Raw genomic sequence first — 26333 nt, 5'->3', positions numbered from 1 at the left:
AGGCGCGCCTTCGACCAGGGCGGGCGGGCCTCCAGCCGCGACGGACGGCCTCGGTCGCCACGAACGGCCTCGGTCGCCACAGACGGCCTCGGTCGCCACGAACGGCCTCGGTCGCCACAGACACGTCGTCGAGGCCCAGCGGACCGTTCCCACGGACACGGTCCGCTGAGCACGGACAACGCCAGCCGCACAAGCCCGGCCTGCGCACACGCCGGGCCTCGCCCAACTGCGGCCGTGGCCGTCGGGCCGGACGCCCTCGGCATCCACCACCGGCAGCAACTCAATCCGGTGCTGACCGAGGCGCTGCTGCAGCTGACCACCGGCTCTGCGCAAGTCCTCTACAACGGCGGACTCGCCCATCTTCATCTGCGCTACCACGACGCCGGGGAACGGCGCCCGGGGCTGCCGCCGGACGTCGCCGCGCTCGTCACGGACATCCGTCCGGACCACGCGGTCGCGGAGCTGGTCAACCTGGGCGACGCAGCACGCTCGGTGGTCGTGCAGGCGGGTTCCTTCGCCGAACACGTCGTGCACACCGTCTGCGCCGACGACGGACCCGCGCACCAGGTGGACGGCCCGTACTGCCGTGTGGAGCTGCCCGGCCGCACGCGGGTGCGGCTGACGCTGACCGTGCCTCTGCGGGCTGGCCGACCCGCGTACAACTCCCCCTGGCAGGAGGGGCGATGACCGCGTCCACCACCGGCCGGGCCGCTTCCCGGACGCCCTTCGCCCTCCCGCCCATCGGCATCGGGACCGCGCCGCTGGGCGGGCTGTTCGAGGAGTGTCCGAACAGGACGCCGCCGCCACACTGCGCGCCGCTGTCGAGGCAGGGATCAGCGACTTCGACACCGCGCCGCGCTACGGACACGGCCAAGCCGAGGAGCGCCTCGGCCGGCTGCTGGCGCCGGCCGGGATCACCGAGCCGGTCATCTCCACGAAGGCCGGGTGGCTGTTGCGCCCCGGTCCCGGCGGTGCGCCGGGCGAGGTCGTCACGGACTGGACGGAGGCCGGGATCCGCCGGTCCCTGGAGTCGAGCCTGGCCCGGCTGGGCCGGTCCTCGGTCGACGTCCTGTATCTGCACGACCCGGACGACTACCCGGAGGAGGTCAGGTGCACGGCCTATCCGACGGTGCGCAGGCTGCGTGACGAGGGGCTGGTGCGCGCGATCGGGTTCGGCATGAACCACAGCGCGCCCCTGGCCGCGTACGTGGCCGCGTTCGAGGTGGACGTGGTTTTGATCGCGGGCCGGTTCTCGCTGCTCGACCACGAGGCACTGTCGACGTTGCTGCCGCTGTGCGCGCGGACCGGGACGGCGGTGGTCGTGGGCGGCGTCTTCAACACCGGTCTGCTTGCGGACCCGTCGCCCGACGCGATGTTCGACTACCGTCCGGTTCCCCGGCGGGAACTGGCCCGGGCGCAGGAGTGCCGGGCGCTGTGCGACGGGTTCGGGGTGCCCTTGTCCGCGGCCGCGGCCGCGGTCCAGTTCCCGTTCCTGCACCCGGCGGTCGGCTCGGTGGTCGTCGGCTGCCGCTCCGCGGCCGAGGTGAGCGCGAACGCGGCGGCGGCACGCTTCCCCGTCCCGGACGAGCTGTGGCGGCGGCTGGCCGACGCCGGGTTCGTGCCACGGTCGTTGCTGGAGAGCTGAGGCGGGCGGGCTTTCCCCAGCCCGCTCCGGGCTCCGGCCACCAACCAGCCCCGGCATACGGCAGAACAAGCCACATCGACTGCATGACAGCTTCGTGGCTGGCCAGCACCTGCGGCTGGTACCGATTCGACCAGGGTCAGCACTACGCGGCCGGCAAGCTGTGGAACGCGGCGCTCTCGAACGCTCACACCGCCCGAGACCGGGATCAGGGCGCGGGTCTTGTCGGATTTCGCGTATCGGGCGATCCGGCTGGGAAAGAGACGGCCGTCGAGCCGCTGAGCCAGGCACTCGTCCACACCAGGCACCCGATGGCGCGATCGGCGCTCCACCTGCTCAACAAGCCGCTGGCCCGGGGCCTGCTCACCGGCAAGTACTACCCGGACCGGCCGCCCTTTTATTTCAACGCCCAGCACGCTTCACCGGACCGCTCCCGCCGTCAGGCCGAATGGGTCGCCGGCCAGGAGAACGCGGACATCGCCGTCTCCACCGAGTGTCCTCCACCCAGAGCGGTGAAGCTCTCGTCTCCGCGCTTGGCGAGCGCGGGTACGCCACCGTGATCTCCCCGCAGCCGGCGGGCCCCGACTACCGCACGGTCATCGCCTGCCGCACCGCCGACACATCCGGTGGAAAGCCCGGTCGCCGTCATGCCCCGCCGCGCCCCGGCCGCCCACGTCACTGTCGGTGGCCACGCCATCGGCGTCCTCGGCCTGTAGGTCCCATCCCGCGGCGCAGGGAGCGCCGCAACGTCGCCAAGCGCGCATTCCAGGACGCGGTCACCGAGGCCCTGCGGAAACTCCATGCCGCTTTTCCGGACATGCCCGTCATCATGGTCGGGGACCTCAACGTCATCGAACGCGGCCACCAGCCCCCGCACAAGGGGTTCGGCGCGTTGGAGTACGCCTTCTACGACTTCTTCCAGGCCGCCGGCCTCATCGACGCCTTCCACCGCCTCCCCCCTCCCTCCTCCCCCCGACAAGGCCGACCATTCCTGGTTCGGGCGCATCGGCAACGGCTTCCGCTTCGACCACCTCTTCATCTCCACCCCTCATGCCGACCGGGTCCTCGCCTGCGACCACCACCACGGAGCCCGCGAAGCGGGGCTGACCGACCACGCGGTCATGACGCTGCGCCTGGGACTGCCGTCCACCCGAGGCGAACAGGGTGAAGCTCCGGCTGCGAGCTTCGGCTGACCACCAACCGCTGCAGCGCTCGAACGTCGGCGTTTCGGCCAATCGCCCTCGCGCCGCGGACCCTTGCGCGGCAAGGGTCGGTGCACTGCGCACCCTCGGAATACCGCTGAATCACAGGGTGCACAACCCGTCCGAAAGGAACAGGTGCTCGAAATCGCGCGGCGTCGTTGAACACGGCGACGCCGCCACCACGTCCACAAGGGGGAAACACATCGATGTCAGTCGAACCAGGCAGCGACAAGATCACGAGCGGCTCGAAGGCCGGAGCCACGGACAACATCTCGGACGCCGAGCGGGAGCTGTACGGTGGCCGACTGCGCTACGACCAGTCCTACGTCCGCCATGAAGGCCCGCTGACCCGGCTGAAGTTCGGGCACTGCGAACGGCTCGGGGAAGACCACGCTCACGAAGGTGCTGGCCGGACTGCTGCTCCCCTCCGAGGGAGACGTGTGGTGGCTGGGTGAGTCGGGCGAACGGGTCGCGCTGCGTGAGGTGGACCGCGCCCAGGTCTTCGCCCAAGTCGGTCTGCTGGCACAGGACTTCCCGCGCTGGGAGATGACGGCGGCCGCGAACGTGGCCATCGGGATCGGCGACCGCCCCAGGGACATGGTCCGCGTCCGCAAGGCCGCCGGCGAGGCAGACGTCCTCAAGCTGGTCGACGGCCTGCCGCATGGCTGGGACTCGATCGTGTTCAAGGGCTATGAGCGCGGTGTCCAGCTCTCGGGAGGCCAGTGGCAGAAGCTGGGATCCGCTCGAACAAGGTATCGACAGGCTCCGTTCCTACTGGTCGATGAGCCGACCAGTGCCCTCGACCCTCATGCGGAGATCGCCGCGTTCGCAGGGCTGTGGTCCCTGGCCGAGGAGGGGCACGCGGTCGTGCTCGTCACCCACCGGCTGGCCGCGACCATGCACGCCGACCACATCTACGTCCTCGATCAGGGCCGCGTTGTCGAGGACGGCACCCACGAGGATCTGATGTCCCGCAAGGACGGCTTGTACCAAGGGATGTTCACCGCCCAGGCCGCGCAGTACGGGCTCACGCCCGTGGCCGGCCCGGTTCCCCGGCCCCGTGGCACCCAGCCCGGCCACGAGACGGCGAACTGATCCACCGGAGCGGCTTCCCGCCCAGCCCGGCCCGCCACCCGCCCCCACTGCATCGAAGGCGAGACACCACCCATGCCACCCACTTCCACCGCGATCCGCAGGACCGTCGAGGCGTACCTCGGCCGGCACCCCGGCGAGCGCGACGCCCTGGCTGGGCTCCTTTCCGCGCTGGGCCGGCCCGTCGACGCGACCGCCCGGACGACGCTGCCCGGGCACGTCACCTGCAGCGCCGTCGTCATCGACCGGCAGGGCCGGGTTCTGCACATCCGGCACCGGGCCACCGGCGGCCTCAAGCTCGCTCCTGGCGGCCACATTGAGCCCGGGGACCGCACGCTGCTGGCCGCGGCGCTGCGCGAGGTGTCGGAGGAGGCCGGCATCGCGCCGGGCGCCCTGTGCCTGACCCGGCAGCTGCTCGGTTCTCCGATCGACATCGACGTTCACGACATGGACGCCAACCCGTCCAAGGGGGAACCGGCCCACCGCCACTACGACGTCCGCTACGTCTTCTACCTCGTCGGCGAGGGGCCGCCCGCGCTCGTGCTGCAGGACGAGGAGGTGTCCGGCGCCCAGTGGCTCCCACAGCCGGAGGTCACCTCACCGACACTGCGCGCGAAACTGCTCGCCGCGCGGCTGGACGGCCGGCCTGAGCCGGTGAACGCGTCCGCGTTGATCCACGACGGGCGCGGCCGCTACCTGCTCCACCTGCGCGACCACAAGCCCGGCCTCATCTGGGAATCGGGGGCGTTCGCCCTTCTCGGCGGTGGCTGCACCCACGACGACCAGAGCCTGGAAGGCACCTTGCTGCGCGAACTGTCCGAAGAGGTCCCCGGCCTCCGCCTGGAGGACCTGGCGCCGTACGCGGTGGAGGAGGCCACCAGCGTCGACAGGCTCAGCGTCCCGGTCCAGGTCTTCACCGGCCGCTGGCGCGGTAACCCCGACCGGCTTCGCCTGAACGAGGGGGTGCTGCTGCGCTGGTTCACCCCTGACCAGCTGGACCGGCTGCGCATGAGCCCCGCGACCCGAGACCTCATCCACCGGCACGAGGCCGAGAGCCCGCCGGGCGACGAGCCGGCTGCGGCTCCTGCCACGTGGGACGGGGGCAGCCGGACGGTGCTGGTCGGCGTCGGCGTCCACCTCCACATCCAGGACGACGAGGGCAGGGTCCTCCTCGGACTGCGCCACCCAGAATCCCGCTACGCGGGTGACACCTGGCACTACCTGGCCGGACGCTGCGAGCAAGAGTCCGCCATCGACTGCCTGATCCGCGAGGCGCGGGAGGAAGCGGGGCTCGTCATCGACCCCGCGGACGTGGAGCTCGCGCACGTTGTACACGTCGTGGACACCCCGGGCGGTCAGCCCTTGATGCAGCTCGTCTTCCGGGCCCGCAAGTGGGAGGGCACCCCCGAGGTCCGCGAGCCCGACAAGTGCCTGACCTGGCAGTGGTGGCCGCCGCACGAGCTTCCGGACCGGATCGTCTCCTACACCCGCACGGCCATCACCGCGATCGCCGAAGGCCGTCCCTATTCCCAGCTGGGGTGGTGAGCGGAGTGAGCACACCCACCGGTGGCGGGCCCCGGCCGGCAGACCCGGAACTCGTGCTGCGGGGCCCGCCCCGTGGCCGCGCTGCTCGCCGGAACCGTGTCCACCGCGACCCGGCAGAACCTTGGCGGGTTTCACCGGTCCGCCGCTTCACCCCAGTCCTGCGACCGCTCCCTCACCCGCGAAGGACACCCGCATGTCTGTTGAACTTCCAGCCGCCGCCACGACTGACCTGCGTGCCGCTATGGCCGCCCGCCTCGCCACCGCCGGTGTTCTGACCGACCCCCTGGTGCGTGAGGCCCTGCTCCGCGTGCCCCGCGAGGTGCTGCTGCCCCACGCGTACGTGCGGGTCAGCGGCCCGGGGGCGGATCCGGTCGACTGGCGCCTCCTCGACGGTGCCCATCCCGAGGACCGTCAGGAATGGCTCGAGCTGATCCACAGCGACGAGTCGGTCCTGCTCCAGCGCGACGGTGAACCCCTCGACGCACTCGGCCGCGGGCAGGTGACCGGCACCCACATGACCTCCATGTCCACCTACACCCCCGCCACCGTCGAAGCCCTCCAGTCCCTCGGACTCGCGCCGGGCCCGCGCCACCTGGAGCTCGGGTCCGGCCCCGGCGTCTCCCTTGCGCTCGCCGCCGCCCTCACCGGCCCCCGGCTCGCCACCGGCGTGGAGCGGGACGCGCACATGGCTGCCTTCGCCCGCCGCAGCCTCGACCGGCTCGGCGCAGCCGCCCCAGGGCCCGCCGCGTCCGGCTCACGCCGCCGCCGGCCGGTCCGGTCGTCCTGCCTCCGTCACGCCCTGCTGGCGCCGCGGGCCCCGCTGCCGCCGTACCACCTGGTCCCCTGCTGCTGCACCCGGTCCCGCTGCCGGTGCTGCTGGGGGACGGGGCGGTCGGTGACGTATGGGTCCGCGGGGTGCCGGATGTGTTCCCCGGTTCAGAAGATCGACAGGCCGGTGAGTGTGGTGAAGCGGTCCAGGGCCGCTACCCCGGCGACCGAATTGCCGCGTTCGTCCAGGCCCGGGCTCCACACGCACAGCGTGCACCGGCCGGGTACGACGGCGATGATGCCGCCGCCGACCCCGCTCTTGCCGGGCAGGCCCACCCGGTAGGCGAAGTTGCCGGCCGCGTCGTAGGTGCCGCAGGTGAGCATGATCGCGTTGACCTGCTTGGCCTGGCTGCGGCTGAGCAGCCGGCTGCCGTCGGCGCGGATGCCGTGCCGGGTGAGGAAACCGGTGGCGAGGGCCAGGTCGGCGCAGGAGGCGGCGATGGAGCACTGCCGGAAGTACTGGTCGAGGAGGACCGGTATGTCGTTGTCGATGTTGCCGTAGGACGCCATGAAGTGCGCGAGGGCGGCGTTGCGGTCGCCGTGCGCGGCCTCGGAGGCGGCCACCTCCGTGTCGAAGTCCAGGGCGGAGTTGCCGCTCTCGGCGCGCAGGAAGTCCAGCAGTTCGCCGGCCGCGTCCCCGGTGCGGGTCTGCAGCCGGTCGGTGACGACAAGGGCCCCCGCGTTGATGAACGGGTTGCGCGGGATGCCGTTCTCGTACTCCAGCTGGACCAGCGAGTTGAACGGGCTGCCGGAGGGCTCGCGGCCCACGTGTTCCCAGAGTTCGTCGCCTTCCCTGGCCAGGTCCAGGGCAAGGGTGAAGACCTTGGTGATCGACTGGGCGGAGAACGGCTCCCGCCAGTCCCCCACCCCGTACACCGTGCCGTCCGGCTCGGCGACGGCCATGCCGAAGCTGCGCGCGTCGCGGGCGGCAAGGGCCGGGATGTAGTCGGCGGGACGGCCGCGCCCGGGCGTGTGGTCGATCTCCTCGGCTATGCGCTCCAGGACCGGCAGAAAAGTGGCGGACGACGTCGTTGTCATGATCACCATTGTGCCTCCCGGCCGGTTCCCGAGCCTTGTCGAGGTGGCGTTACCGCAGGTCAGGCGGCCGGTGCGCCGCCGCCCACGTAAGTGGATGACGTCGTCGAGGGTGAAGTAGTTGAGGTGTTCGCCGATGCCCTTCATCCCCGGCACGGCCGGAATCGGCAGGGTGACCGGAGGGGAGGCCGGACTTGTCGGGCGTCGGGTTCTGGTCCGCGGTGTCGGCACCGGTCTGGAACGGCCCGGTACGTGGGCCGAACAGGTGACCGTTCCCGTCGCCGCGGTGCGCACGGTCCCTGAACGCATCGATGCTCTCTGGCGGCCACGTGCTATTCACCCATGACAACCGGCTGGGCCGCGGTCGATCCGATCGGCCGCATCGACCGCGGTGACCGTGTGCTGATCACGGGGGCCTCCGGGGGCGTGGGGTCCATGGCTGTTCAACTGGCCGCGCGAGCAGGCGCTACCGTCCTCGCCGCCGTCCGCACCCCCGCCAAAGCCGCCGCGGTACCCGATGCCGCGCACGACATCCTCATCGGCCAGGGCCCGGACACCCTCGCGACGGCGGCTGCCGACGGCGGCGTCGACGTTCTACTGGACACCGTGGGCGGCACCGCGGTCCAGACCTTCTTGCCAGCCATGCGACCCGGCGGCCGCGCTGTCCTCATCGGCTATACGGCAGGCAAGACCTTGGGTGTCGACCTGCCCACCCTGATGGCCCAGGACATCACCTTGCTACCGATGAACATGATCCGTCGCCAGGTGCCCGACGATGTCTTCCACAAGCTGTTGCAGGACCTTGGCGACGGACGGTTGGAGCTGAACACCACCACCTACCCGTTCACCGACCTGGCTGAGGCGATCGCCGCCCGCACCGCCGGCTCCGCATCCGGCACCGTCGCAGTCACGATGTGACGTGGCCGCGCCCACACCGCGGCCGAGTCCACGGCGTCGGTCACCGCTTCGCGCGCCGGGCAGCCAGCGGGCCGCTCGTAGGGCCGCCGTGCTGCGCAGCGTTCGCCTTGGTGGGGATGCAGGCCCAACAGGAGCGTTCACCACCGACGAGGCCCTGCTCGATCATGGCCGCGCTGAGCCCGGCGTGGGCCACTCGGCCGGCGACGTTCTTCCCGGCCGATGACGATGACGGCCAGCACGCTGTCGACACTGGTGGTGTGGTCGGTCGTGTCAGTTGCTCCCACCGGTGCTCCGGCTGGCGTTGTGTCCGAGGCGCAGTGCCGAGACGAGGAAGAAGATGCCGCCGAGCAGGGCGTAGCCGGCCAGATTGCTCAGCGAGGAGTGAGGGGCAGCGGCCTGCCGGAAGAACGAGATCCCAGCGAGCGCGGAGATGCTGCCGCTGGCAATCATCGCCCACTGGCCTCCGAGGTCGCGTCGCCGCAGAGCGACGATGAGCTGGACGAGGCCCGCTACGACGGCCCAGGCCCCCCACACGCGCAGGACCCCCGGAATGCCGGAGGTGACCGCGAAGACCAGTCCGACGCCGGCGAACACACTGATCGCGATGTTGACGTAGAGACCGAGAGCGGACCGGCTCGCTCGGGAGGAGCGGGCATCGACGACGGCGGCGCCCACGTCGAATAGCGGGTAGATCACGAGCAGGGTGGCGCTCACCGGCCCGATGCTCGACGCGGTCAAGAAGAGCACGACCGCCCAGATCAGAGCGAACCCGAAACGAATGAGATAGAGCCGACGAAGCGCTGACGCGACGGTGGCAGGGGCAGAGGCAGGGGCAGAGACAGTAGTCGTGGTCATGACTGTTCCTTTCCGAAGAAAGCCGTTGGATCCGGTGTCTGCTGACGTGGAGCGGGCAACGGCATGGCCGCCGGACTCCTGGCAGAAAGACCGTTCTCTCTTGCAGTGTGGAGCCTGGCACGACTCCACGGCGATTGCAAGACCGATCGTTCTTTCTGCTAGGGTGGGGTCATGGCTACCCGGACACGTCCCGCGCCCGACAACCCGAACGGCAGCTCATCGGGAGAGCCGGTCCGTTCCGACGCGCGAGAGCGGCTGCTGTCCACGGCCAGCGGGTTGTTCTACCGCGAAGGCATCAGGGCGGTCGGGGTCGAGCGGATCATCGCCGAGGCTCCTGCCACGCGGGCGACGTTCTACCGGCACTTCCCCTCGAAAGAAGACCTCGTGGTCGCCTACCTGCGCGGCGTCGACACCGACACGCGGGCCGGCGTGCAGGCCGCCATCGAGGCCGCACCGTCCCCGGCCGACGCACTGCGCGCGATCGGGACCGCCGTCGCCGACAGCCTGGCCTCGCCGGAGTTCCGCGGCTGCGCGTTCCTCAAGGCCGCCGCCGAGTATCCCGACCCCGAAGACCGGGTGCGCCAGGTGATCCTCGATCACCGAGCCTGGTACACGACCACGCTCACAGAACTCTTCGCGCACGTCTTCGGGAACTCATCGCGTCGCGGCAAACCGGAACACGCCGCCCGGCACTTCGTCATGATGCGCGACGGCGCCATGAGCGGCGCCCACCTCGACGGCGTCGACAGCGTCGGCGCCGCGTTCCGCCGCGGCGTCGAGGGCCTGCTCACCGTCCTTCACTGAGCACCCACACAAGCCGTCACCGCCGTCACCGCCCGACGTGAGAACCACGCCGACCTCGTCCGTTTCGCCCGGATCATCGTGTGCTCCCTGAAGCGGCGATGAACCTGTTGGGGGACGGCCTGGAGGCCGCGGTGCAGAAGGCGCCGCCGCCTACACCGCCGCCCGCGACCAGCAGCACGGCGTCGCCGGGGAACGCGCCATCCAGCCAGGCCCAGCGCGCCCTCGTCGTGGCCTTCACCGACCCCGCCACCGCGGACGACGAACTCCACCTCGCCGAGCAGCTCCTCACCGGCCTCGACCGGCGCGCCACCAGACTCACCGTGCGGATCGCCGCGCTCGTCCGCGACGCGCTTGTCAGTCAGGATGGCTGCACTTGGTCGAAGAGGGCGAGAGCTTCGCCGGGGTCCGGGCTCACGAGGCGTTCCAGACCCGCCGTCGTGATCTCCGCCCACCTGCCGGCCCGGGCCCACATCTGTTCCTCGAAGGCGCGGACGGCCTCGTCCAGATCTCCAGGGCCGGTGGCGATGGACTCGGCGAGTTCGGCGCCCTCCAGCATCGCAAGGTTCGCGCCCGCTCCCAATGGGGGCATCAGATGGGCGGCGTCGCCCAGGAGCGTCACCCCGGGGACGTGGGTCCAGGTGTGGGACACAGGCAGGACGTAGAGGGGGCGGTGGACGAAAGCGGTGGCGTGACGGAGGAGGTCGAGGACGGGAGCGGCCCAGCCGTCGAACAGAGCCAGCAGGCTCGATCGCACGGCCTCGGCGTCGGCCAGGTCCAGGTTCGCGTGCCAGTCCAACGGCGCGCGGAACTGGGCGTACACCTTGACGTGGCCGCCGCTGTTGCGCTGGGCGACGAGAGCTCGGTTCACCCCGTACGCGGCCACGGAACCGTCGCCGATCAGCCGGGCGAGGTCGGGATGGCGGGAGTCGACGTCGTCGAGGAAGGATTCGACGTAGGTGACGCCGGTGTAGTGCGGCGTCACCGAGGAGACTGCCGGGCGTGTCCGGGACCAGGCGCCGTCCGCGCCGACCACGAGGTCGAACGTCTCCTGTCGCCCGTCCGCGAAACGGACTACTGCACCCTCCGGGGTCCCCGGCACTACCTGCGTCACGTTCCGCCCCCACCGGACGTCGAGAGGGCCGAGCAGCAGGTCACGGAGTTGCCCGCGGTCGATCTCTGGATTGGCCCGGTCATCCGGACGGGGTCGCCAGTCGCGCAGGACGGTCCCGTCCGCGTCCAGGATGCGCATGGCCTGCCCCTCGGGGCGGGACAGCGCCTGGAACTCCTCCAGCAGCCCTGCCTTGTCCAGGGCGAGCTGGCCTAGCCCCTCGTGCAGGTCCAGCGTTCCGCCTGGGGGGCGGACGTGGGGGGCGGGATCGCGTTCGAGGACGGCGACGGGGTAGCCGTGGCGGTGCAGGACACGGGCGAAGGTAAGGCCTCCGGGGCCGCTCCCGACCACAGCGATACGACGTCTCATGGCAATACACTGTATTGCTCCATACGATGCATCGCAGCAGAACGGTGTGAACCATGAGTGTGTGGGACCGGCCGGAGCCGCCGACTCGCCCGGTACCGCTCGACCGGGAGCGGATCGTGGCCGCCGCCATCGCGCTGGCCGACGAGGCCGGACTGGAGGCGGTGTCGTTGCGCAAGGTCGCCGCCCGGCTGAACGCGGGCCCGATGCGGCTGTACGGATACATCTCCACCAAGCAGGAGCTGTTCGACCTCATGGTGGACGAGGTCTACGCCGAGATCCTCCCCCAGGAGCAGCCCGGTGACTGGCGGGAGGCGCTGCGCACCCTCGCCCACCGCACCAGGCAGGCCGCTCTCCGGCACGAATGGCTGGCCGATCTGCTGGGCGGCCGCCCCGCCCTGGGCCCGAACGCCCTCGCCGTGGGCGAGGCCACGCTGGCCGCCCTGGACAGCCTCACCGACATCGACACTGCCATGCGCGCAGTGGAGACCGTCGGTGCCTACTCCACCGGCGCGATCAGGCGCGAGATCGCGAACCTGCGGGCCGAGCGCACCACGGGCCTGTCGAAGCACGACTGGCAGCGCGCCTCCGGCCCGTATCTGACAAGGATGCTGGCCATCGGTCGCTTCCCGGCGCTGGCCAAGGCCGTGTACGACGGCACGGACGTGGACGCCGAGGCATCCTTCACGACCGGCCTGGACTGGGTCCTCGATGCCGTGGCCACGAAACTCACCCGGCCGCCGGCATGACGCCGGAGGTCGTGGGCGCTGGCCGAAGCCGTGGGCAGTGGAGGGCCGGTCGCGGCGGACGCCGGACTTCCAGTCCTGGCCCTCGCTCTCGGACTGTGTGGGGACATACTCGGTGCCAAACGCAACGAGGTGCCCTTCCGTCTTGAAGTCAGCTGAACAGGGAGCGAGATCAAGTCACCGCAATCGCACACCAGTTCGCCATTGAAGATCGCCAGAATACCGGCACCGGCGCACCTGGCATGACGTCAAAAGACAGGATGGGCATAGGCCGGGACACAAACCCCCTTCGGCCTGCACGGTGCGCCCCATGCGAACCGCCCCCCCCCCGCCGGCCGTCCCGGCCCACCCGCCGTGACAGAGGCCGCCGCCACCAGAGGGCGGCCCGGGGTGAAGTCCGACCTCGCCGCCCGACTCGCCGACGACCTCCTCTGCGCACCCGGCGACCTGCACCGCCAGGCCCTCAAGCAGCACGTCGTCGTCGCCGAACTGCCCCACCTGCTACGCGAGGTCAAACGGGCCGTCGGCTCCCGCTTCGGCCTGTGGGCCGACACCCCCAGCGGCTTCATCGAGGACGTTCTCGGCGAGACGATCTGGTCGAAGCAGCGGCAGATCGTCGACTCGGTCCTCGACGCCGAACGCATCACCGTCCCCGCCGTCTTCGGCGTCGGCAAGACGTGGATCGCGGCCCGGTTGTGCGCGTGGGCAGGGTGCGTGAACCCCGCCGGCTCCTCTGCCCGTACTGCGGCCACGAGGTAGGAGCGAAGGGCCGTGCGCAGCACGCGAAGAAGCATCTGCGCGCTGGCGCCGAGAAGACCGACGCCGAGTGGAAGCCCGTTGCCCCGCCACAGCGGCAGTGGAAGCTCGGCTCCTACATGGACCTGCCGCAGGAATTCTTTGTCTGCCGCACCAACACCTGGGAGGGGACCCCGTTCGAACCGATGACCTTCCCCGGTAGCCGAGCAGGAGCGGCCGCAGCACACTTCACCCCCGAGGACTTCGCAGCCTTCCCGGGCTGGTACGTCGCCGAGGGGCATGTCCAGCTCTATCCCGAGGGGAACAGCGTCCGGCAGACCATCTGCATAGCCCAGAAGCAGGGGGAGAAGTACGAGCACATAGCAATGCTGCTCGACCGCATCGGCGTGAAGTACGTACGAACAGGGCACTCCCTGCGGTTCCGGCAGAAGAATCTCGCGCGGTGGCTTCAGCAGAACTGCGGGGTCGGATCACACAACAAGCGGGTCCCGGAGATCATCAAGGAGGCCCCACAGCCCGTCATCCGGGACTTCCTCGAGGCCAATCGCCAGGGAGACGGGGCCCGGCATACGCACCCGGAGAGCGCCCGGTACATCACGTCATCGAAGGCCCTCGCGGACGACCTGCACGAACCCCTCGTGAAGATGGGCAGGGCCCGGAAGATGCGGCTCATGCACGCCAAGGGCAGCCAGGGCGTCCTCAATGGGCGCACGTTCACCCGCCACCACGACGTGTGGTGCGTGACCGAAGCCGGCCGTCCGGCTGACTCCAACGTGAAGAAGGCCAACGTCCGGCGTATCCCGCGCAAGGGTCCCGTCTACTGCGTGATCACCCCGAACGAAACCCTCATGGTGCGCCGCAACGGCGTCCCCTTCTGGTGCGGCAATACCCCAAGCTGTTGGTGACCGTCGACGAGCTGGCGGTATCGCCCGCACCATGGGCCACGGCACCAACAACTTGCTCACCGGCGACGCGAAGATGTTGGCGATCGGCAACCCGGCGATGGACGACCCGCGGAACTGGTTCGAGCTGCTGTGCGAGGAAGGCGAAGACCCCGAAGAGCCCAGCACCATCACCATCCCCATCGCGACCTTCGACAGCCCCGCCATCACCGGTGAACGTGTCCCGTACTGCCGGGACTGCCCCGACGGGGTCCCCAAGCACTCCCTCGCCATCCACCTCCCCGATCAGGACTGGGTGGACCGTACCCTGCGCGAGTACGGCGAAGATCCCCCGTACGTGATCGCCAAGGTCCACGCCGAGTTCCCCAAGGGCGGCGGTGGCAAGGCGATACCGACGCTGTGGGGTCGAGTACGCCCAGCAGGTCGAGGATCCCACCGGCCCCGGCTACGTCCGCCTGTGTGACCTCGGCCTGAAGGACGAGACCGCCACCCACGCCGTCAAGCGCGGCGCGTGGGTCCGCCTCGGCGTCGACGTCGCCGCAGGCGGCGGCGACGAGTTCACGATCTACCGGTGGCGACGCGATCGAGCACCGCCACCACTCCAGCGGCAGCGAGAACGATAACCAGGTCAAGGTCGCCGCCAGGATCTTGGAGGAGATCGAGCAGGCGCTGCGCCTGGCCGAGGCCCTCGGCTCCACCGCCGCCGTCCGCGTCAAGATCGACCAGAACGGCCTGGGCCACGGCGCCGTCGGCATGCTCAAGACCTGGGCGGAGAACAGCCGGCACCGCGCCGACATCGTCGGCGTCATGGTCTCCGAGTCCCCTGGCCACGACGACCCGGGCGCCGTCATGCGCCCCTTCAAGAAGCGCGACGAGATGTGGCTCGCCACCCGCGCGCTCCTGCAGCCCGACCCGGGCACCGGAGTCGGCCGGCTCCGACTGCGCACCGACCGCAACGCTACTATCCAGCTCACCACGCCGAAGCTGCAGTACAACAGCGGCGGCCACACGGTCATCGAGTCGAAGAAGGCCATGCGCGCCCGCGGCATGAAGAGCCCCGACCGGGCCGAAGCCGTCCTCCTGGCCGTGTACGAGCCGGAGCCGATCATCCGCCGCGGCGGCGGCCTCCTGGTGTGGCGGGCCTCATCAGACGACCGAGCCCAGCACCCCACGGCGGTCGGCTGGGAGCTCTCACGCACAGTGGCTAGCGAACGCCGCCCGTGCCAGCGTGGGGCACCTGTTTCACGGTGCCTGAGCAGTGGAAGGGCTGATCGGTACTTCTTCGCTCCTTGGAGGACTTCATGCCAGAAGATTTCGAAGACATCCCTGAGCCTGACGACCACCCCACCGACGACACCGTCGACGAGACCGGAGTTGACCCCAAGGACATCGAATTGGTCATGGCCCAGGTTGGTTGTTCAAGGGCGAAGGCGGTCAGGGCCTTGAAAGAGACCGGCGGCGACCTCATCAACGCGATCATGGCGGCCGGCGAATAGCCGGCGAGCCATGACCGTGATCGGTCAGCATCGTCGACGAGTACCTGCCGGCTCCGGCGGGGCGGGTCTTCCCCTACCTTGGGCGCATTGCGTGACGGTTAGACGCGCCGCCCCAGCGGCTGGTGGGCGCGGCGGCGGCCTGATGGGGGCATGGACTACAGCCTCGTCATCGCCGCCGCGCATGCTGCCGGGCCCTGCTCGCCCGGGGAGGAACCTGCGTGGGGCCGCCGCGTGCACGCTCTGACCGTCGACCTGCACCTGATCGCGAACCAGGCGGCGCAGGACATCGCCCGTCTGGACAGCGCGTCGGGAGTGGGCCCAGGGCGCGCTGTGGTCTCCTGCGAGCTGTAACACCCTGCGCTCCTGCCCCGTCTGTAGGGGTGAGGCGTCCGCGGGAATCGAGAATCGTTGGTCAGTCCCGCGGGCGCCGCCCAAGCCGGACTTCGGATAACAGCAAGAAGCACGGGAGGCCTCCGCGGGGCCAGGGCCCCGCCCCGGGCCGCCCGGGGGTCGGACAAGGACCGTACCGGGCCTGCACGGACCGATTTGGTCCGACACGGACCGAGACGAGACGGCTCGCGCCGGGGCGGGGGCCGCCGAGCGGTCTGCGCCGGGGGCGTACGCCGGACCCGGCCACCAGGCGCACTTGTGATGTGGATCACTCTCCATACGCATCACTGCTGGTAGAGCACTCATTGAAGTGGCCGTGCCGACGCCGTGTTGTGGGCGCTGAGTCGGGTTACCGGGCCATGAGTCCGGTAGGCAATCGGGGGCGGCGCAGGAAGGCCCGGACTGCTCGCCCGACGCCCAGGAGGCGTGCCCATGAACGACATCATCGAGAACGTCATTGCCGGTCTCAAGACGCCGAGGAGCGGGCCGCCGCTGCCGCCCGACGCCGTCAGGATGCCGAGCGGCGGGCACGGGAGCGGGCGCGGGAGCGGGCCGCCGAGATACGGCGCTTGGCCAGGTTCTTCGAGGTGACGGGCCTGAACCCCGCAGTGTGGGAGACCTTCACACAGATGGTCCGTTCCGCCTCGGGCAAGGCGATCAAGTGGGGGGACCTGAGCCCCGCTCACGGCGACGGGCTACTCGTCTACGCCCGGCCGCGGTGGGAGAGCGACGGGTTCAATCTGGCTGGAGTGGTCTGCCCGGACCCCGGAGCGCTCGCCACGTGGCCGGCGGAGCTGACGATCCTGGTGCCGAACCAGAGCTGGCTCTCCCTCATCCAGACCGCCGCCCGGTCTCCGTTGAAGGTCGCGGTGCTGGACCCGGTCACCGGACGCAACTCCTTCGTACGCGTCACGCCGAGCTCAGGTCGGCTGGACGCTTCGCCCGGTGAGCGGTGTGGTGGTCAGCGCGGTGGCTCAGGGCCCGGCGAGCAGGGCCAGCAGGGCGACGGTGTCCGACTCGTGGGAAGCGAAGGCGCCGTGGTCGCTGTGCCAGGTGACCGTGTGGGTGGCGCGCCGCGCGAAGCGGCGTTGCAGCTCCGGGTGGATGACCCGGTCGTCGGTGCAGCGGACGTAGGTGCTGGGCCGTGAGTGCCAGGCCGCGGTCACGGCCGCCTGGTGGCCGGCCGCCATGACCTGTGGGACCAGCTCGGTGACGTGACGGAGTCGCCGGTCCGCATCGAGCCGGCCGTGGAACAGCGCCCCTGCCCGGGCCGGATCGATCGTGGTGGTGCCGGCGATGTCACCGATCATGGACGCGCCCAAGTCGCTTGGTGGTGCCTGGGCGAGCAGCCCGAAGCTGGTCTCGCCCACGTCGGGCATCATCGCGGCCAGGTACACGAGATGCGCCACCTTCCGCGGCGGCAGACCGCTGATGACGGCGCCGCCGTAGGAGTGACCGCAGGCGACGACGGGACCGGACTCGGCGATGTCGTCCAGTGCGGCTTCGGCGGCGGCGATGTCCCCCGCCAGTGATCCTCGGTGCAACTCGGCGACGGCCACGGGAACGCCCCGCGCGCGCAGCCCGGCGGCGACGCCGTTCCACGCTCTTCCGGTGTGCCAGGCGCCGTGCACGAGGAGCACGCCCCGGGGCCTGGTCGGGAAGGTGTTCGTGCTCACTCCGGCTCACCCAGCCCCTCACGTACGGCACGGCGGGCGCGGTGCAGCCGGGACTTCATCGCCGGCGTACTCAGCCTGAGCGCCGAGGCGACGGTCTTCCCCGGCAGTCCCTGGATGTCCCGCATGATGAGGACGCGGCGCTGATCGTCCGGCAGGGAGGCGATCACTTCGACCAGCCGCTCGACCTCCAGCCGGCCCAGCACGTCGTCCTCGGCCGAGGACACAGTCGTGTCGACGGCCGTTTCCGAGCGGTGAGCGAGGCTCCGCGCGCGCCGCGAGCACTCGCTGCGCACGATCCGGAACATCCATGACGCGAGCGCGGCGGTGGCCCGCAGTGTCCCGATCCTGCGGAACAGGACGATCATCGCCTCCTGTGCCGCGTCCTCGGCGTCCTGACTGCTGGCACACAGCGAGAACGCGAACCGCCGGACATGCGGGTACACGCCGGATATCAACACCCCGATCGACGACTCGTCGCCGCGCTGCGCGGCGCTGACGAGTTGGTCACCCGGCCAGGAGCTCCTGGTGAACTGGGCCACGGTCCTCCCACCTTCCTCGACTCTTCGGCCGTACGGCCGCTTACCCATGCGTTCATAAGAGTCGGCGGCGGGTGCAAAGGATTCAGACGAGTCGGGTTCAGCAGCCGCGTCACCGGCCGGAGGTGAAACCCGGACAGAGGCCCGGGGTGATCCGATCGAAACGGCCCCGGTGTCCTATCTCTGACCCACGGTGCAAAGTAGCCGTCGGCCTCTTCCGGTCCCCCGTTGCTGCGTGCCCGGCCTCTTCGTTAGGCCGAACGAGTAGTCGACGGAGAGGGCGGGGACGTTCATGCGCCGGGAGTGGTCACCCGAGGACGTGGTGGCGTGCTGGACGCCGGTAGGTCCTGACTGGGAGCTGGTCGCGAACAAGTCCGGCCCGACCCGGCTCGGGTTCGTGCTGATGCTGAAGTTCTTCGAGCTGGAGGGCCGGTTTCCCCAGTTCGTGGAGGAGTTCTCGCAGGTCGCGGTCGACTACGTGGCCGACGTAGTCAAGGTGCCGGCGGAGGACTTGGCAAAGTACGACCTGTAGTCCCGCTCCGCGAAGGGCCACCGTACGCAGATCCGCGAGGCCCTCGGGTTCCGTCCGGCGACCCGGGCCGATGAGGAACGGCTGACCGGCTGGCTCGCCGATGAGGTCTGTCCGGTGGAGCTGGTGGAGGACCGGCTGCGCGAGGCCCTGCTCGTGCAGTGCCGCAGCGACCGCATCGAGCCCCCGGGCCGTATCGAGCGGATCGTGGCCGCCGCGCGAGCTGGGGCGGACCGGGTCTTCTGCGCGCAGACCGTCGCGCGTCTGGGCGAGGTGTGCGCCGGCCGCCTGCTGGAGCTAGTGGCGGAGGGGAAGGAGGACGGGACCGCGCTGCTGGCCTCGCTGAAGCGAGACCCGGGTGCGGTGGGGCTGGACTCGCTGCTGACGGAGATCACCAAGCTGACCGCTGTCCGGCAGCTTGGCTTGCCGGCGGGGCTGTTCGCGGACTGCTCGGAGAAGCTGGTGGCCGCGTGGCGGGCGCGGGCCATCAAGATGTACCCCTCGGACTTGCGGGACGCAGCCGAGGACGTACGGACGACGCTGTTGGCCGCGCTGTGTGCATCCCGTCAGGCGGAGATCACCGACACCCTGGTGGAACTGCTCGTCGCCCTGGTCCACAAGATCAACGCTCGTGCCGAGCGGCGGGTGGAACGGCAGCTGACGGCGGAGCTGAAGAAGGTGCGGGGCAAGGAGGGCATCCTCTTCCGTCTCGCAGATGCGGCGGTGGGCCGGCCGGAGGGGACCGTACGTGCGGTGCTGTACCCGGTGGTGGGTGAGAAGACGCTGCGCGACCTGGTCGCGGAGGCGAAGGCGAACGAGAAGGCGTGGTCCGCACCACGCTGCGCTCGTCGTACAGCTCGTACTACCGGCAGATGCTGCCGCCGCTGCTGAACCGAATCGTGCGCTCGATGCTGTCGTTCGACCATGTCAACTGGATCGGTCTCGGTCTCGCGATCGTCAACCCGTCCCGGGTTCTACCGACCGGGCAGTCCGTGCTCGAGCTCGGGCTGGCCTGCCACAACCCTGATGACCCGGCGCACGAGGTTGATCCGCGCGAAGAACTCGCGGAGATGGCGCAGGACGCGATCGCTTGGGGGCGAACGTACTGCCTTCGCGAGAAGGAGTTCGGCCTGCGAACCCTGATCGAATTCTTCTGCGCGTCCGACAACGACTGGTTCGGAACACCGAGTTGGGGGCGCATCGTCGATCGGTTCCTTACGGCTGTCGACGACCGGGAGAATGCGCACTGGCGCATGCACCGAGACGAGCCTTGGTTCGACGACTGGTTCACCAACCGCCCGGCCGACATTGCGGACACCACGGAACTTCGTCGGCTGCTCCATGCCGGGCCCGACCTGCTGTCCGAGGAGGCCGCCGAATGGTGCGTGGATGGTGCCATCGGCTACGTCTGCCGGGACGACCACGCGAACGACTGCTGGCGGTGCGGTATCCCGCTGGCAACGGAGTCCCCCAACGAGTGAACGTGGGCACCAGCGTAGAAAAGCAGCAATCCACTGACCGCGCTCTCTCCCGCCTACTCGGCGGCCTCCCCCTGCTTGGGGAGCCAGTCGCGGCTCCACTGACTGGAGATGTGCGGGTGCTTCTGACGGATCTGTGGCAGCAACGCTGGCCCAGCTGCCCGCCGGTCGGTTACAAGCTCCGCGAGCCCTACAGGAATGTCTGGGTCCGCTTCCACAGTCTGCCGGAGTCGAAGCGATACCCGGATAACGAAAGCGAATACTCCGTCGTCCTGGGCCGGTACAACACAGTTCTCGAAATCGGGCGACCTTCTCGTGGGGCATGCCGCTGGCGCATTGCCGACCCGGAGTGATCACGCTGTGCTTCAGGGCATCGTGTTGTCCTGCAACTTTCGAATGGCCTTGAGCACCTTCTTCCCCAGGGGAGTGAGTGTCATGGGCCTGCCGCGTTCCGCGCGGACCAGGAGCGGTCCACCGAGTTCTCGTTCGATCCGGTTGATCTGTGCGACGAGAGTGAAGGTGTTGAGGCCGAGGGCTGCTGCCGCCGCGCTGAGAGGTCGTTTTCATCTGGACTATCCGTGTATTAGGCGATTTTCAGGCTGTCGGGTTGTGGTGCTCGTGCTGCTGTAGATGCGGATTGATTTTTGCTGGTCGGGTGGGGTGACAGGTGAGGCAGGAAGTGACTTGTGCCTGTCTCATCCCAGGACGCCCGGCATTCGCGGAAGCGTGCTTCTGTTGGTGTCGCTGTGCGCCTGGGCGCACTCGGTCCGGAGCGGTACGCCGGAAGCATGCCGACGCGACGTCCGTATCCGAGTGATCTGTCCGATGCCCGCTGGGAGTTGATCGAGCCAGTGCTCTCTGCCTGGCGGCTCGAGCGCCGCGGCAGGGCCCTGGACTTCGGCCGGCCGCCGGAACACGACCTGCGCGACATCATGGACGCGATCTTGTATGTGGACCGCACCGGGGTCCAGTGGCGCTACCTTCCGCACGACTTCCCGCATTGGAACACCGTCTATGGCTACCTCGCCAAGTGGGCGGACGAGGGTGTGTTCGCCCAGCTCAACGGCCTGCTCCGGCAGCTGCTACGGGAGAAGGAAGGACGGGACGCCGAGCCGTCGGCCTGTGTGATCGACGCGCAGAGCGTCAAGACCTCCACCAGCGTCCACGCCGCCGGCCAGGGCATCGACGCCGGGAAGAAAATCGCGGGCAGGAAGCGGAACATCGGCACCGACACCCTCGGACTTTTGCTTGCCGTGCCGGTCACCGCGGCAAGCGTGCAGGACTCCGCCGCCGGAGCCCGGCTCCTTGACCAGGCCGCCGCCGACCATCCCGGCATCCGCAAGGTGTGGGTCGACGGTGGCTACCGCCGGCACCTCGTCGAACATGCCGCCGTTCTCGGCATCGACATGGAAATCACCGCTCGCAAGCCCGGGACCAGAGGTTTCACTCCCATCCCGAAGCGCTGGGCGGTCAAACGGACCCACGGCTGGCTCATGCTCCACCGCCGCCTCGCCCGCGACTACGAAATCCTGCCCACCCGGTCCGAAGCCATGATCCACCTCGCCATGACCGACCTCATGGCTCGCCGGCTCACCGGCGAGAGCACCATCTCTGGCGCCACCCGATAGCACATACCAAATAGCCGCTTCCGGGATAAAAAATCGGGCGAAAAAGCCCTCTCAGGAGTTCTGCTGCGCTCGGAAGACCATGAGTGCCAGCTGGACGCGGTTGTCCAAGCCGGTCTTGGTGAGTGCGCGGGAGATGTGCGTCTTGACTGTGCCTTCGCTCATGAAGAGTGCCTTCGCGATGGTCGCGTTGGAAGCGCCTTCAGCGACAGCCTCGGCGACGGCGCGCTCCCGATCGGTGAGCGCCTGCAGTGCCTGCTGAGCTTTGGCGCTGGTGGAGTCCTCGGCTGTGCGAGTGTGGCGTGCCACGAGTTGGCGGGTGATCGTTGCCGAGAACGCGGATTCGCCTGATGCGGCAAGGTGAATCGCGTGGCAGAGCTCTTGTGGCGCGACATCCTTGAGCAGATATCCGCTCGCGCCGGCCTGCAACGCGTCGAGGACGTGTGTGTCCAGGTGGAAGGTGGTCAGCATCAGCACCGCGACCGACGGCACCGCCGCTCGGACACGGCGGGTGGCCTCGACGCCGTTCATCTCCGGCATCTGCAGGTCCATCAGCACGACATCGGGGCGGTGCCGCGTGGCCGCGACGACGGCCTCGGCTCCGCCGGGTGCCTCGGCGACGATCGTGATGGTGGGGTCCACCGACAGGACCATCGACAGCCCGGCGCGGACCATCGCGTCGTCGTCGACGATGAGCACCGACGTGGGTGCGCCGGGGGCGCTGCTGGAACGTGGAGAGCTGGTCATCGCAGGGGCACTCGCGCAGTCAGTCGGAACTCGTGGGTGTTCTCACCGCGGTCGACGACCTCGTGGTCGACTACGCCTCCCACGGTGGCGATCCGTTCGACGAGACCGCTCAGGCCGGCGCCGGTTCCGGGCAACGCTGACTCGGTTTCTTCGATCGGGTTGGTGATCGTGACGAGGGCGTCGCTGCCCTCGCGGCGGACATTCACCGTCACCAGTGCGCCGGGGGCGTGCTTGCGCGCGTTGGTCAGCCCCTCTTGCACGACGCGGTACACGTGCTCTGCGCTCGGAAGTTCCCGCCGCGTGGCTGTGCTGCCGGTGCTGTCGCTGTTGTCGGGCGGATCAAGGTGCGCGACGATCAACTGACCGGCTTGTCTGGCTTCGTCGATCAGTCCCGCAACGGTGTGCTCGTGCTCGGCAGTTTGCGGTGTCACGACGGTGCCGTCGCGGAGCATCCCGATCACCGTGCGCAACTCGTCGAGCGCACTGATCGCGGTCGTGCGAATCGTCGCGGCTGTCGTGCCGACATTCTTGGCGTTGTCCCCGGCGACCGCGAGCCCGCCGGCATACAGCGCGATCAGCGAGATGTAGTGCGCGACCGAGTCGTGCATGTCCCGGGCGATTCTGGCGCGCTCGGCCATCTGGATCTGTTCCGCACGCTGCTCCCGCTCGCGCTCGATACGGGCCGCTCTGTCCCGGTAGACCGCGACCAGGTCCTGCTGCTTCTGCTGCAGTGCGCCCCAGGCCACGACGGCGAGTGCGATCGCGGTGTTGACCACCACGGTGAGGCTCAGCGCGGAGTTGGCCGGATACAGCAGCCAGAAGACCAGGGCGCCGGCGATATCGGCCAACGCCACCACGAACGCCTGCTCGATGCCCCGGCTGCGTGCCACGGCGAACAGGGCCACGTAGTTGGCCACGCCGGCGGTGGCGCAGAACGCCCCAGCGACCGCCAGCACCAGGCCGACCACGACCGGAGCACGGTAACGGACCAGCAGGACGAGACTCGCGACGGCGCCCACGGAGATGTCGAGGACGCGCCACCCGCCTCCCGGACGTTGCTCGAGGACCAGGAACAGCATGGCGAGTCCACCGGCGAACGAGGAGAGAACAAGCAACGCCGACCGGCCGCGCTCGATCCACGGCCCTCGACGCACCGGTATCTCGTCGTTGCGACCGCCGACGACGGCGAGGGGAGGAGACATCACCGAACCACCCTAGACCGGCGGCCTCGACGAGGCAGTCAACGAAAGTCGTAGAAACTGTCGGCCGTTCGTGGACGGGGCCGGTCCGATCGGCAGACGTCCGGCACATCGGCCGGCCGACATGGTTGAGGGCATGAACACCACACGTCCTCGCCGACACCTGATGACGCTGCTCGGGCTCGACCCGACCGATCAGCGCTCCACGACCCGGATCCGCTTCGCCGTCACCACGGTGGCCGCCTTCGCGACCGCCGTCCAGATCATCGTTTGGTTGCTGATGGGCATCTTCCGCACTGACCTCGACGGTCCGTGGTGGCTGTGGACGCCCGGCAGCGCCCTTCTCATCAACGCTGCACTGCTGTCCGTGGACCACGTCCGCGACCAGTGGCTACGCACCGGTTCATCGCACCGCCTCCAGACCGGACACCTCCGTACCGACGACGTCACCCGGGAGTCACTGTGACCACGCCATCGTCTACGCAGAACCCCTCTGCCTCGTCTCGTCACGCAGCCGACGCATCGGACCTGTCCACCACCACCTTCGCCGGCCGGGCGGGGATGGCAGTGGGTGCCCTCTCGGTGCCGATGGTGGCCTTGTACTTCGTCTACTCGGGACCACCTCCGGAGTGGAACGTCCTGACGCGTAGCCTGCTGACGCTGGTGATCATGGCTGTGCTGACAGCGTTCGGAGTCGCTCTGGCGCGTCTGCTCCCCAGGGACGGCACGGGCCGGCGCGCCATCGTCGGTCAGCTCACCATCGTGTCGCTGCTCACCTACGTCGCGGTGATCCTCTTCGCCACCTCGCTGGAGGCCGGTACTCCCCTGGCCTTCCCGGATCGGGGGATGGACCCGACCACCGACGGCCCTCTGGCGGCCGCCATGGCACTGGCTCATGGTCCGATCGCACACCTGTGGATCGCGATGTTCTTCCTCGGGTTCGCCCGTGCCGCGCAGCGGTTCACGGCAGCCGCGTCGTCGGTGGTGCCACGGTGGACCGTGCGCGGTTCCATCGTCGTCGGAGTCATCAACCTGCTGGCCATCCCGTCGCTCTACTTCGGCATGGACGCCACCCACTTCTACGCCGTCAACGGGTGGGGTGCGGATGCCCTCGTCGGTCTGATCACTCTCGTCTGGGTCGGCTTCACCGGTCTGGGCATCCACCGGGCCGGCAAGAAGCGGGCACGCATGCTGACTTGACGGGCCGGACTGACCTGCGCCTGGCACGACCGCCTGCGAAAGAGAACCCCCGGTGTGTTCCGGAGAGGCCTTGGAGCCCTTCCTCTCACCGGGGGTCCTCGCCGTCTCCGCGTTGGCCCTGTGGCGGCTGAGAGCCCGTCTCGTTCGGTGATTCGGTAGCCGGAGACATGCGGGGCGGGCAGCGGTGACACAGGCTGGAACGGGCTATGGCACCGAGGCTGAAAGTCGCCGTCTGGTCGCCGTGTTCAGCAGCCCGCTGAGCCGTGCCATGCGGACGGCCCGCGTCCGGGCACCCTCAGCTTTCTGGCCACCGCCGCACGCCGCGCCCAGGTGCACGCGGACGATCCGCTGCGCGGGCTGCTGCCCGCGGGTGACGTGCAGGACGCCCTGCGCGTCTCCGTCTTCCTGGAGGTCGAGGGCGCCGCGCACTACCTGCCCGCGTGCGCCGGAAACCTCGACATCATGACCTCGGCCGCCCTGCGCACCGCCGAGCGCATGGCCGCACACCGCGCCACCGGGAGGACCGCACGATGAGCACCGACCACACCACCGGGGCCGCCCCCGCCGACCGGACGGCGCCGCCCGACCTGTACATCCAGGACGTCACCCTGCGCGACGGCATGCACGCCGTGCGGCACCGCTACCCCGTCGAGCAGGCCCGGGCCATCGCCACCGCGCTGGACGCCGCAGGCGTCGCCGCCATCGAGATCGCACACGGCGACGGCCTGGCCGGCTCCAGCATCAACTACGGCATCGGCGCCCACACCGACTGGGAGTGGAAATCGAAGCGGTCGTGGACGCCGCCCGCCGGGCCGTGCCCACCACGCTGCTGCTCCCGGGCATCGGCACGCTGCGCGACCTGAAGCAGGCCCACGCCCTCGGCATCCGCTCGGTACGGGTGACCACGCACTGCACGGAGGCCGACATCTCCGCCCAGCACATCGCGGCCGCCCGCGAGATGGGCATGGACGTCGCCGGGTTCCTGATGATGTCGCACATGGCAGAACCGGCCGAACTGGCGCGTCAGGCCAGGCTGATGGAGTCCTACGGCGCCCACTGCCTGTACGTCACCGACTCCAGCGGCCGGCTGACGATGGACGGGGTACGCGACCGCCTGCGCGCCTACCGCGAGGTCCTCGGCGCCGGCACCGCGCTCGGCATACACGCCCACCACAACCTCACCCTCGGTGTGGCCAACTCGGTCGTCGCCGTGGAGAACGGCGTCACCCGGGTCGACGCCTCACTCGCTGGCCAGGGCGCGGGGGCCGGAAACTGCCCGCTGGAGGCGTTCGTGGCGGTCGCCGACCTCCTGCCCTGGCGTGCCCTGGCGGCACGGCTGCGACCTGTTCCCGCTCATGGACGCCGCCGACGACCTGGTGCGTCCCCTCCCGGACCGCGAGGTCCGCGTCGCCCGGGAAACCCTCAGCCTCGGCTACGCGGATGTCTACTCCAGCTTCTGCGCCACGCGGAGACCGCCGCCCTCCACGGCCTGGACACCCGCACCATCCTGGTGGAGGTCGGCAGGCGCGGCATGGTCGGCGGTCAGGAGGACATGATCACCGACGTGGCGCTGGACTTGGCGGCCCGGTCCGCGGCGGGCATCTGACGGCACTCGGCATGCCCGGCACGGGGGCGGCCCGGGCGCCGGGTACAGCTCC

The 26333-nt window shown here is 69.7% G+C and carries 30 protein-coding genes and 4 pseudogenes; 23 read left to right on the top strand and 11 right to left on the bottom strand.

The features are described from left to right. Positions 1 to 234 precede the first annotated feature (234 nt). The 6 genes from IG64_RS08655 (at position 235) to IG64_RS08635 (ending at position 5481) form a co-directional block, all read left to right on the top strand. On the top strand, positions 235 to 687 hold the full coding sequence (locus IG64_RS08655; protein WP_037853713.1) for a hypothetical protein: 453 nt from the start codon (positions 235 to 237) through the stop codon (positions 685 to 687). A 94-nt stretch (positions 688 to 781) separates the two neighbouring features. After that, positions 782 to 1645 carry an aldo/keto reductase gene (locus tag IG64_RS08650; RefSeq protein ID WP_234438443.1) on the top strand — a complete coding sequence of 288 codons (864 nt, stop codon included), beginning with the start codon at positions 782 to 784 and terminating at the stop codon, positions 1643 to 1645. An 83-nt stretch (positions 1646 to 1728) separates the two neighbouring features. Next, positions 1729 to 2202, top strand: a complete 474-nt coding sequence (locus tag IG64_RS42055; protein WP_234438442.1) for a hypothetical protein — start codon at positions 1729 to 1731, stop codon at positions 2200 to 2202. Positions 2203 to 3050: 848 nt separating this feature from the next. Continuing rightward, a complete protein-coding gene (locus IG64_RS41075; protein WP_158771514.1) occupies positions 3051 to 3299 on the top strand; it encodes a hypothetical protein in 249 nt (82 codons plus the stop codon). Further along, complete coding sequence (locus tag IG64_RS08640) at positions 3247 to 3939, top strand: ATP-binding cassette domain-containing protein (protein ID WP_420709897.1); 693 nt, start codon at positions 3247 to 3249, stop codon at positions 3937 to 3939. Before IG64_RS41075 ends, IG64_RS08640 begins: the two co-directional genes overlap by 53 nt. Positions 3940 to 4011: 72 nt before the next feature. Next, on the top strand, positions 4012 to 5481 hold the full coding sequence (locus IG64_RS08635; RefSeq protein WP_037853710.1) for an NUDIX hydrolase: 1470 nt from the start codon (positions 4012 to 4014) through the stop codon (positions 5479 to 5481). 172 nt (positions 5482 to 5653) lie between these two features. On the opposite strand, the gene IG64_RS41070 is transcribed toward IG64_RS08635, so the two are convergent. Both IG64_RS41070 and IG64_RS08625 read right to left on the bottom strand, forming a co-directional pair. After that, a complete protein-coding gene (locus tag IG64_RS41070; RefSeq protein ID WP_037853708.1) occupies positions 5654 to 5995 on the bottom strand; it encodes a hypothetical protein in 342 nt (113 codons plus the stop codon). A gap of 422 nt (positions 5996 to 6417) precedes the next feature. After that, complete coding sequence (locus IG64_RS08625; protein ID WP_037853707.1) at positions 6418 to 7356, bottom strand: glutaminase; 939 nt, start codon at positions 7354 to 7356, stop codon at positions 6418 to 6420. Between the two features lie 330 nt (positions 7357 to 7686). On the opposite strand from IG64_RS08625, the gene IG64_RS08620 reads away from it, so the two are divergent. After that, complete coding sequence (locus IG64_RS08620; RefSeq protein WP_051812536.1) at positions 7687 to 8262, top strand: quinone oxidoreductase family protein; 576 nt, start codon at positions 7687 to 7689, stop codon at positions 8260 to 8262. 270 nt (positions 8263 to 8532) lie between these two features. Here the strand turns inward: IG64_RS08620 and IG64_RS08615 are convergent, their stop codons facing one another. Continuing rightward, positions 8533 to 9117 carry a hypothetical protein gene (locus tag IG64_RS08615; RefSeq protein ID WP_037853706.1) on the bottom strand — a complete coding sequence of 195 codons (585 nt, stop codon included), beginning with the start codon at positions 9115 to 9117 and terminating at the stop codon, positions 8533 to 8535. A 171-nt stretch (positions 9118 to 9288) separates the two neighbouring features. On the opposite strand from IG64_RS08615, the gene IG64_RS08610 reads away from it, so the two are divergent. Next, the gene (locus IG64_RS08610) at positions 9289 to 9921 is read left to right on the top strand and encodes a TetR/AcrR family transcriptional regulator (protein ID WP_037853705.1); all 633 of its coding nucleotides are present in this window, start codon (positions 9289 to 9291) and stop codon (positions 9919 to 9921) included. A gap of 358 nt (positions 9922 to 10279) precedes the next feature. On the opposite strand, the gene IG64_RS08605 is transcribed toward IG64_RS08610, so the two are convergent. Next, positions 10280 to 11398 carry an FAD-dependent oxidoreductase gene (locus tag IG64_RS08605; protein WP_037853704.1) on the bottom strand — a complete coding sequence of 373 codons (1119 nt, stop codon included), beginning with the start codon at positions 11396 to 11398 and terminating at the stop codon, positions 10280 to 10282. Between the two features lie 53 nt (positions 11399 to 11451). Here IG64_RS08605 and IG64_RS08600 point away from each other — a divergent pair, with 53 nt between their 5' ends. The 4 genes from IG64_RS08600 (at position 11452) to IG64_RS40255 (ending at position 14262) form a co-directional block, all read left to right on the top strand. Continuing rightward, entirely contained in the window at positions 11452 to 12144 is a 693-nt protein-coding gene (locus IG64_RS08600; RefSeq protein ID WP_037853702.1) for a TetR/AcrR family transcriptional regulator, read from the top strand. A gap of 387 nt (positions 12145 to 12531) precedes the next feature. Further along, entirely contained in the window at positions 12532 to 12900 is a 369-nt protein-coding gene (locus tag IG64_RS08595) for a hypothetical protein (RefSeq protein WP_037853701.1), read from the top strand. After that, the gene (locus tag IG64_RS08590) at positions 12852 to 13802 is read left to right on the top strand and encodes a hypothetical protein (RefSeq protein ID WP_158771512.1); all 951 of its coding nucleotides are present in this window, start codon (positions 12852 to 12854) and stop codon (positions 13800 to 13802) included. Before IG64_RS08595 ends, IG64_RS08590 begins: the two co-directional genes overlap by 49 nt. Positions 13803 to 13833: 31 nt before the next feature. Beyond that, the gene (locus IG64_RS40255) at positions 13834 to 14262 is read left to right on the top strand and encodes a hypothetical protein (protein WP_051812534.1); all 429 of its coding nucleotides are present in this window, start codon (positions 13834 to 13836) and stop codon (positions 14260 to 14262) included. Positions 14263 to 14357: 95 nt separating this feature from the next. Here IG64_RS40255 and IG64_RS40250 read toward each other — a convergent pair whose 3' ends face one another. Beyond that, entirely contained in the window at positions 14358 to 14807 is a 450-nt protein-coding gene (locus IG64_RS40250) for a hypothetical protein (protein WP_051812532.1), read from the bottom strand. Positions 14808 to 15100: 293 nt separating this feature from the next. On the opposite strand from IG64_RS40250, the gene IG64_RS41515 reads away from it, so the two are divergent. Together IG64_RS41515 and IG64_RS08580 are read left to right on the top strand one after the other, a co-directional pair. Beyond that, positions 15101 to 15295 (top strand): ubiquitin-like domain-containing protein, encoded by a 195-nt coding sequence (locus IG64_RS41515; protein WP_199811541.1) that lies wholly within the window; start codon positions 15101 to 15103, stop codon positions 15293 to 15295. Positions 15296 to 15445: 150 nt separating this feature from the next. Next, positions 15446 to 15646, top strand: coding sequence for a hypothetical protein (locus IG64_RS08580; protein ID WP_037853698.1), 201 nt, complete (start codon positions 15446 to 15448; stop codon positions 15644 to 15646). Between the two features lie 742 nt (positions 15647 to 16388). Here the strand turns inward: IG64_RS08580 and IG64_RS41065 are convergent. From IG64_RS41065 to IG64_RS08565, 3 genes are all read right to left on the bottom strand, one after another. After that, positions 16389 to 16571, bottom strand: coding sequence for a hypothetical protein (locus IG64_RS41065; protein WP_037853697.1), 183 nt, complete (start codon positions 16569 to 16571; stop codon positions 16389 to 16391). Positions 16572 to 16659: 88 nt separating this feature from the next. Then, complete coding sequence (locus IG64_RS08570; RefSeq protein ID WP_051812528.1) at positions 16660 to 17361, bottom strand: alpha/beta hydrolase; 702 nt, start codon at positions 17359 to 17361, stop codon at positions 16660 to 16662. Continuing rightward, positions 17358 to 17900 carry an RNA polymerase sigma factor gene (locus IG64_RS08565; RefSeq protein ID WP_037853695.1) on the bottom strand — a complete coding sequence of 181 codons (543 nt, stop codon included), beginning with the start codon at positions 17898 to 17900 and terminating at the stop codon, positions 17358 to 17360. The genes IG64_RS08570 and IG64_RS08565 overlap by 4 nt, the downstream gene beginning before the upstream one ends. Before the next feature lie 289 nt (positions 17901 to 18189). Between IG64_RS08565 and IG64_RS41510 the strand changes: the two genes are divergently transcribed. From IG64_RS41510 to IG64_RS43220, 4 genes and pseudogenes are all read left to right on the top strand, one after another. Continuing rightward, a complete protein-coding gene (locus tag IG64_RS41510) occupies positions 18190 to 18429 on the top strand; it encodes a DUF4158 domain-containing protein (protein WP_037853693.1) in 240 nt (79 codons plus the stop codon). 114 nt (positions 18430 to 18543) lie between these two features. Continuing rightward, positions 18544 to 19317 (top strand): hypothetical protein, encoded by a 774-nt coding sequence (locus IG64_RS08555; protein ID WP_037853692.1) that lies wholly within the window; start codon positions 18544 to 18546, stop codon positions 19315 to 19317. A 2-nt stretch (positions 19318 to 19319) separates the two neighbouring features. Continuing rightward, positions 19320 to 19907 (top strand): annotated as a pseudogene (locus tag IG64_RS08550) (hypothetical protein); the annotation flags it as partial. Then, entirely contained in the window at positions 19805 to 20257 is a 453-nt protein-coding gene (locus tag IG64_RS43220; RefSeq protein ID WP_420709896.1) for a DUF3885 domain-containing protein, read from the top strand. The pseudogene IG64_RS08550 and the gene IG64_RS43220, both read left to right, overlap by 103 nt. Positions 20258 to 20269: 12 nt before the next feature. Here the strand turns inward: IG64_RS43220 and IG64_RS38540 are convergent. Beyond that, positions 20270 to 20446, bottom strand: a pseudogene (locus IG64_RS38540) (LysR family transcriptional regulator); the annotation flags it as partial. A 246-nt stretch (positions 20447 to 20692) separates the two neighbouring features. On the opposite strand from IG64_RS38540, the gene IG64_RS08545 reads away from it, so the two are divergent. Then, positions 20693 to 21532: an IS5 family transposase gene (locus tag IG64_RS08545; protein WP_037853690.1), complete on the top strand. Its 840-nt coding sequence runs from the start codon at positions 20693 to 20695 to the stop codon at positions 21530 to 21532. A 51-nt stretch (positions 21533 to 21583) separates the two neighbouring features. Here the strand turns inward: IG64_RS08545 and IG64_RS08540 are convergent, their stop codons facing one another. Both IG64_RS08540 and IG64_RS08535 read right to left on the bottom strand, forming a co-directional pair. Next, on the bottom strand, positions 21584 to 22276 hold the full coding sequence (locus IG64_RS08540; RefSeq protein WP_051812526.1) for a response regulator: 693 nt from the start codon (positions 22274 to 22276) through the stop codon (positions 21584 to 21586). Next, the gene (locus IG64_RS08535) at positions 22273 to 23478 is read right to left on the bottom strand and encodes a sensor histidine kinase (protein ID WP_234438440.1); all 1206 of its coding nucleotides are present in this window, start codon (positions 23476 to 23478) and stop codon (positions 22273 to 22275) included. Before IG64_RS08535 ends, IG64_RS08540 begins: the two co-directional genes overlap by 4 nt. 133 nt (positions 23479 to 23611) lie before the next feature. Between IG64_RS08535 and IG64_RS08530 the strand changes: the two genes are divergently transcribed. From IG64_RS08530 to dmpG, 4 genes and pseudogenes are all read left to right on the top strand, one after another. Next, a complete protein-coding gene (locus IG64_RS08530) occupies positions 23612 to 23941 on the top strand; it encodes a hypothetical protein (RefSeq protein ID WP_234438439.1) in 330 nt (109 codons plus the stop codon). A gap of 203 nt (positions 23942 to 24144) precedes the next feature. Next, a complete protein-coding gene (locus IG64_RS08525) occupies positions 24145 to 24675 on the top strand; it encodes a hypothetical protein (protein WP_234438438.1) in 531 nt (176 codons plus the stop codon). A gap of 327 nt (positions 24676 to 25002) precedes the next feature. After that, positions 25003 to 25209, top strand: a pseudogene (locus IG64_RS08520) (acetaldehyde dehydrogenase (acetylating)); the annotation flags it as partial. Continuing rightward, positions 25206 to 26281, top strand: a pseudogene (gene dmpG, locus IG64_RS08515) (4-hydroxy-2-oxovalerate aldolase). The pseudogenes IG64_RS08520 and dmpG, both read left to right, overlap by 4 nt. The last annotated feature ends 52 nt before the right edge of the window (positions 26282 to 26333 follow it).

Source organism: Streptomyces sp. NRRL S-340 (assembly GCF_000720185.1).
GTDB lineage: Bacteria > Actinomycetota > Actinomycetes > Streptomycetales > Streptomycetaceae > Streptomyces.
Note: the sequence above shows the minus strand (reverse complement) of the source record. Positions and strands in the feature narration are given on the sequence as shown.

Excerpts from the sequence above, each read along its gene's own strand:
- IG64_RS08615 (WP_037853706.1), bottom strand. The coding sequence starts at position 9,117 with ATGACCACGACTACTGTCTCTGCCCCTGCCTCTGCCCCTGCCACCGTC.
- IG64_RS08600 (WP_037853702.1), top strand. The coding sequence starts at position 11,452 with ATGAGTGTGTGGGACCGGCCGGAGCCGCCGACTCGCCCGGTACCGCTC.
- IG64_RS08580 (WP_037853698.1), top strand. The coding sequence starts at position 15,446 with ATGGACTACAGCCTCGTCATCGCCGCCGCGCATGCTGCCGGGCCCTGC.
- IG64_RS08610 (WP_037853705.1), top strand. The coding sequence starts at position 9,289 with ATGGCTACCCGGACACGTCCCGCGCCCGACAACCCGAACGGCAGCTCA.
- IG64_RS43220 (WP_420709896.1), top strand. The coding sequence starts at position 19,805 with ATGGTGCGTGGATGGTGCCATCGGCTACGTCTGCCGGGACGACCACGC.
- IG64_RS40255 (WP_051812534.1), top strand. The coding sequence starts at position 13,834 with ATGGGCCACGGCACCAACAACTTGCTCACCGGCGACGCGAAGATGTTG.
- IG64_RS41515 (WP_199811541.1), top strand. The coding sequence starts at position 15,101 with ATGCCAGAAGATTTCGAAGACATCCCTGAGCCTGACGACCACCCCACC.
- IG64_RS08625 (WP_037853707.1), bottom strand. The coding sequence starts at position 7,356 with ATGGTGATCATGACAACGACGTCGTCCGCCACTTTTCTGCCGGTCCTG.
- IG64_RS08525 (WP_234438438.1), top strand. The coding sequence starts at position 24,145 with ATGGCTGTGCTGACAGCGTTCGGAGTCGCTCTGGCGCGTCTGCTCCCC.
- IG64_RS08635 (WP_037853710.1), top strand. The coding sequence starts at position 4,012 with ATGCCACCCACTTCCACCGCGATCCGCAGGACCGTCGAGGCGTACCTC.
- IG64_RS41510 (WP_037853693.1), top strand. The coding sequence starts at position 18,190 with ATGCGCCGGGAGTGGTCACCCGAGGACGTGGTGGCGTGCTGGACGCCG.
- IG64_RS08530 (WP_234438439.1), top strand. The coding sequence starts at position 23,612 with ATGAACACCACACGTCCTCGCCGACACCTGATGACGCTGCTCGGGCTC.
- IG64_RS08605 (WP_037853704.1), bottom strand. The coding sequence starts at position 11,398 with ATGAGACGTCGTATCGCTGTGGTCGGGAGCGGCCCCGGAGGCCTTACC.
- IG64_RS08540 (WP_051812526.1), bottom strand. The coding sequence starts at position 22,276 with ATGACCAGCTCTCCACGTTCCAGCAGCGCCCCCGGCGCACCCACGTCG.
- IG64_RS41075 (WP_158771514.1), top strand. The coding sequence starts at position 3,051 with ATGTCAGTCGAACCAGGCAGCGACAAGATCACGAGCGGCTCGAAGGCC.
- IG64_RS08545 (WP_037853690.1), top strand. The coding sequence starts at position 20,693 with ATGCCGACGCGACGTCCGTATCCGAGTGATCTGTCCGATGCCCGCTGG.
- IG64_RS08620 (WP_051812536.1), top strand. The coding sequence starts at position 7,687 with ATGACAACCGGCTGGGCCGCGGTCGATCCGATCGGCCGCATCGACCGC.
- IG64_RS42055 (WP_234438442.1), top strand. The coding sequence starts at position 1,729 with ATGACAGCTTCGTGGCTGGCCAGCACCTGCGGCTGGTACCGATTCGAC.
- IG64_RS08535 (WP_234438440.1), bottom strand. The coding sequence starts at position 23,478 with ATGTCTCCTCCCCTCGCCGTCGTCGGCGGTCGCAACGACGAGATACCG.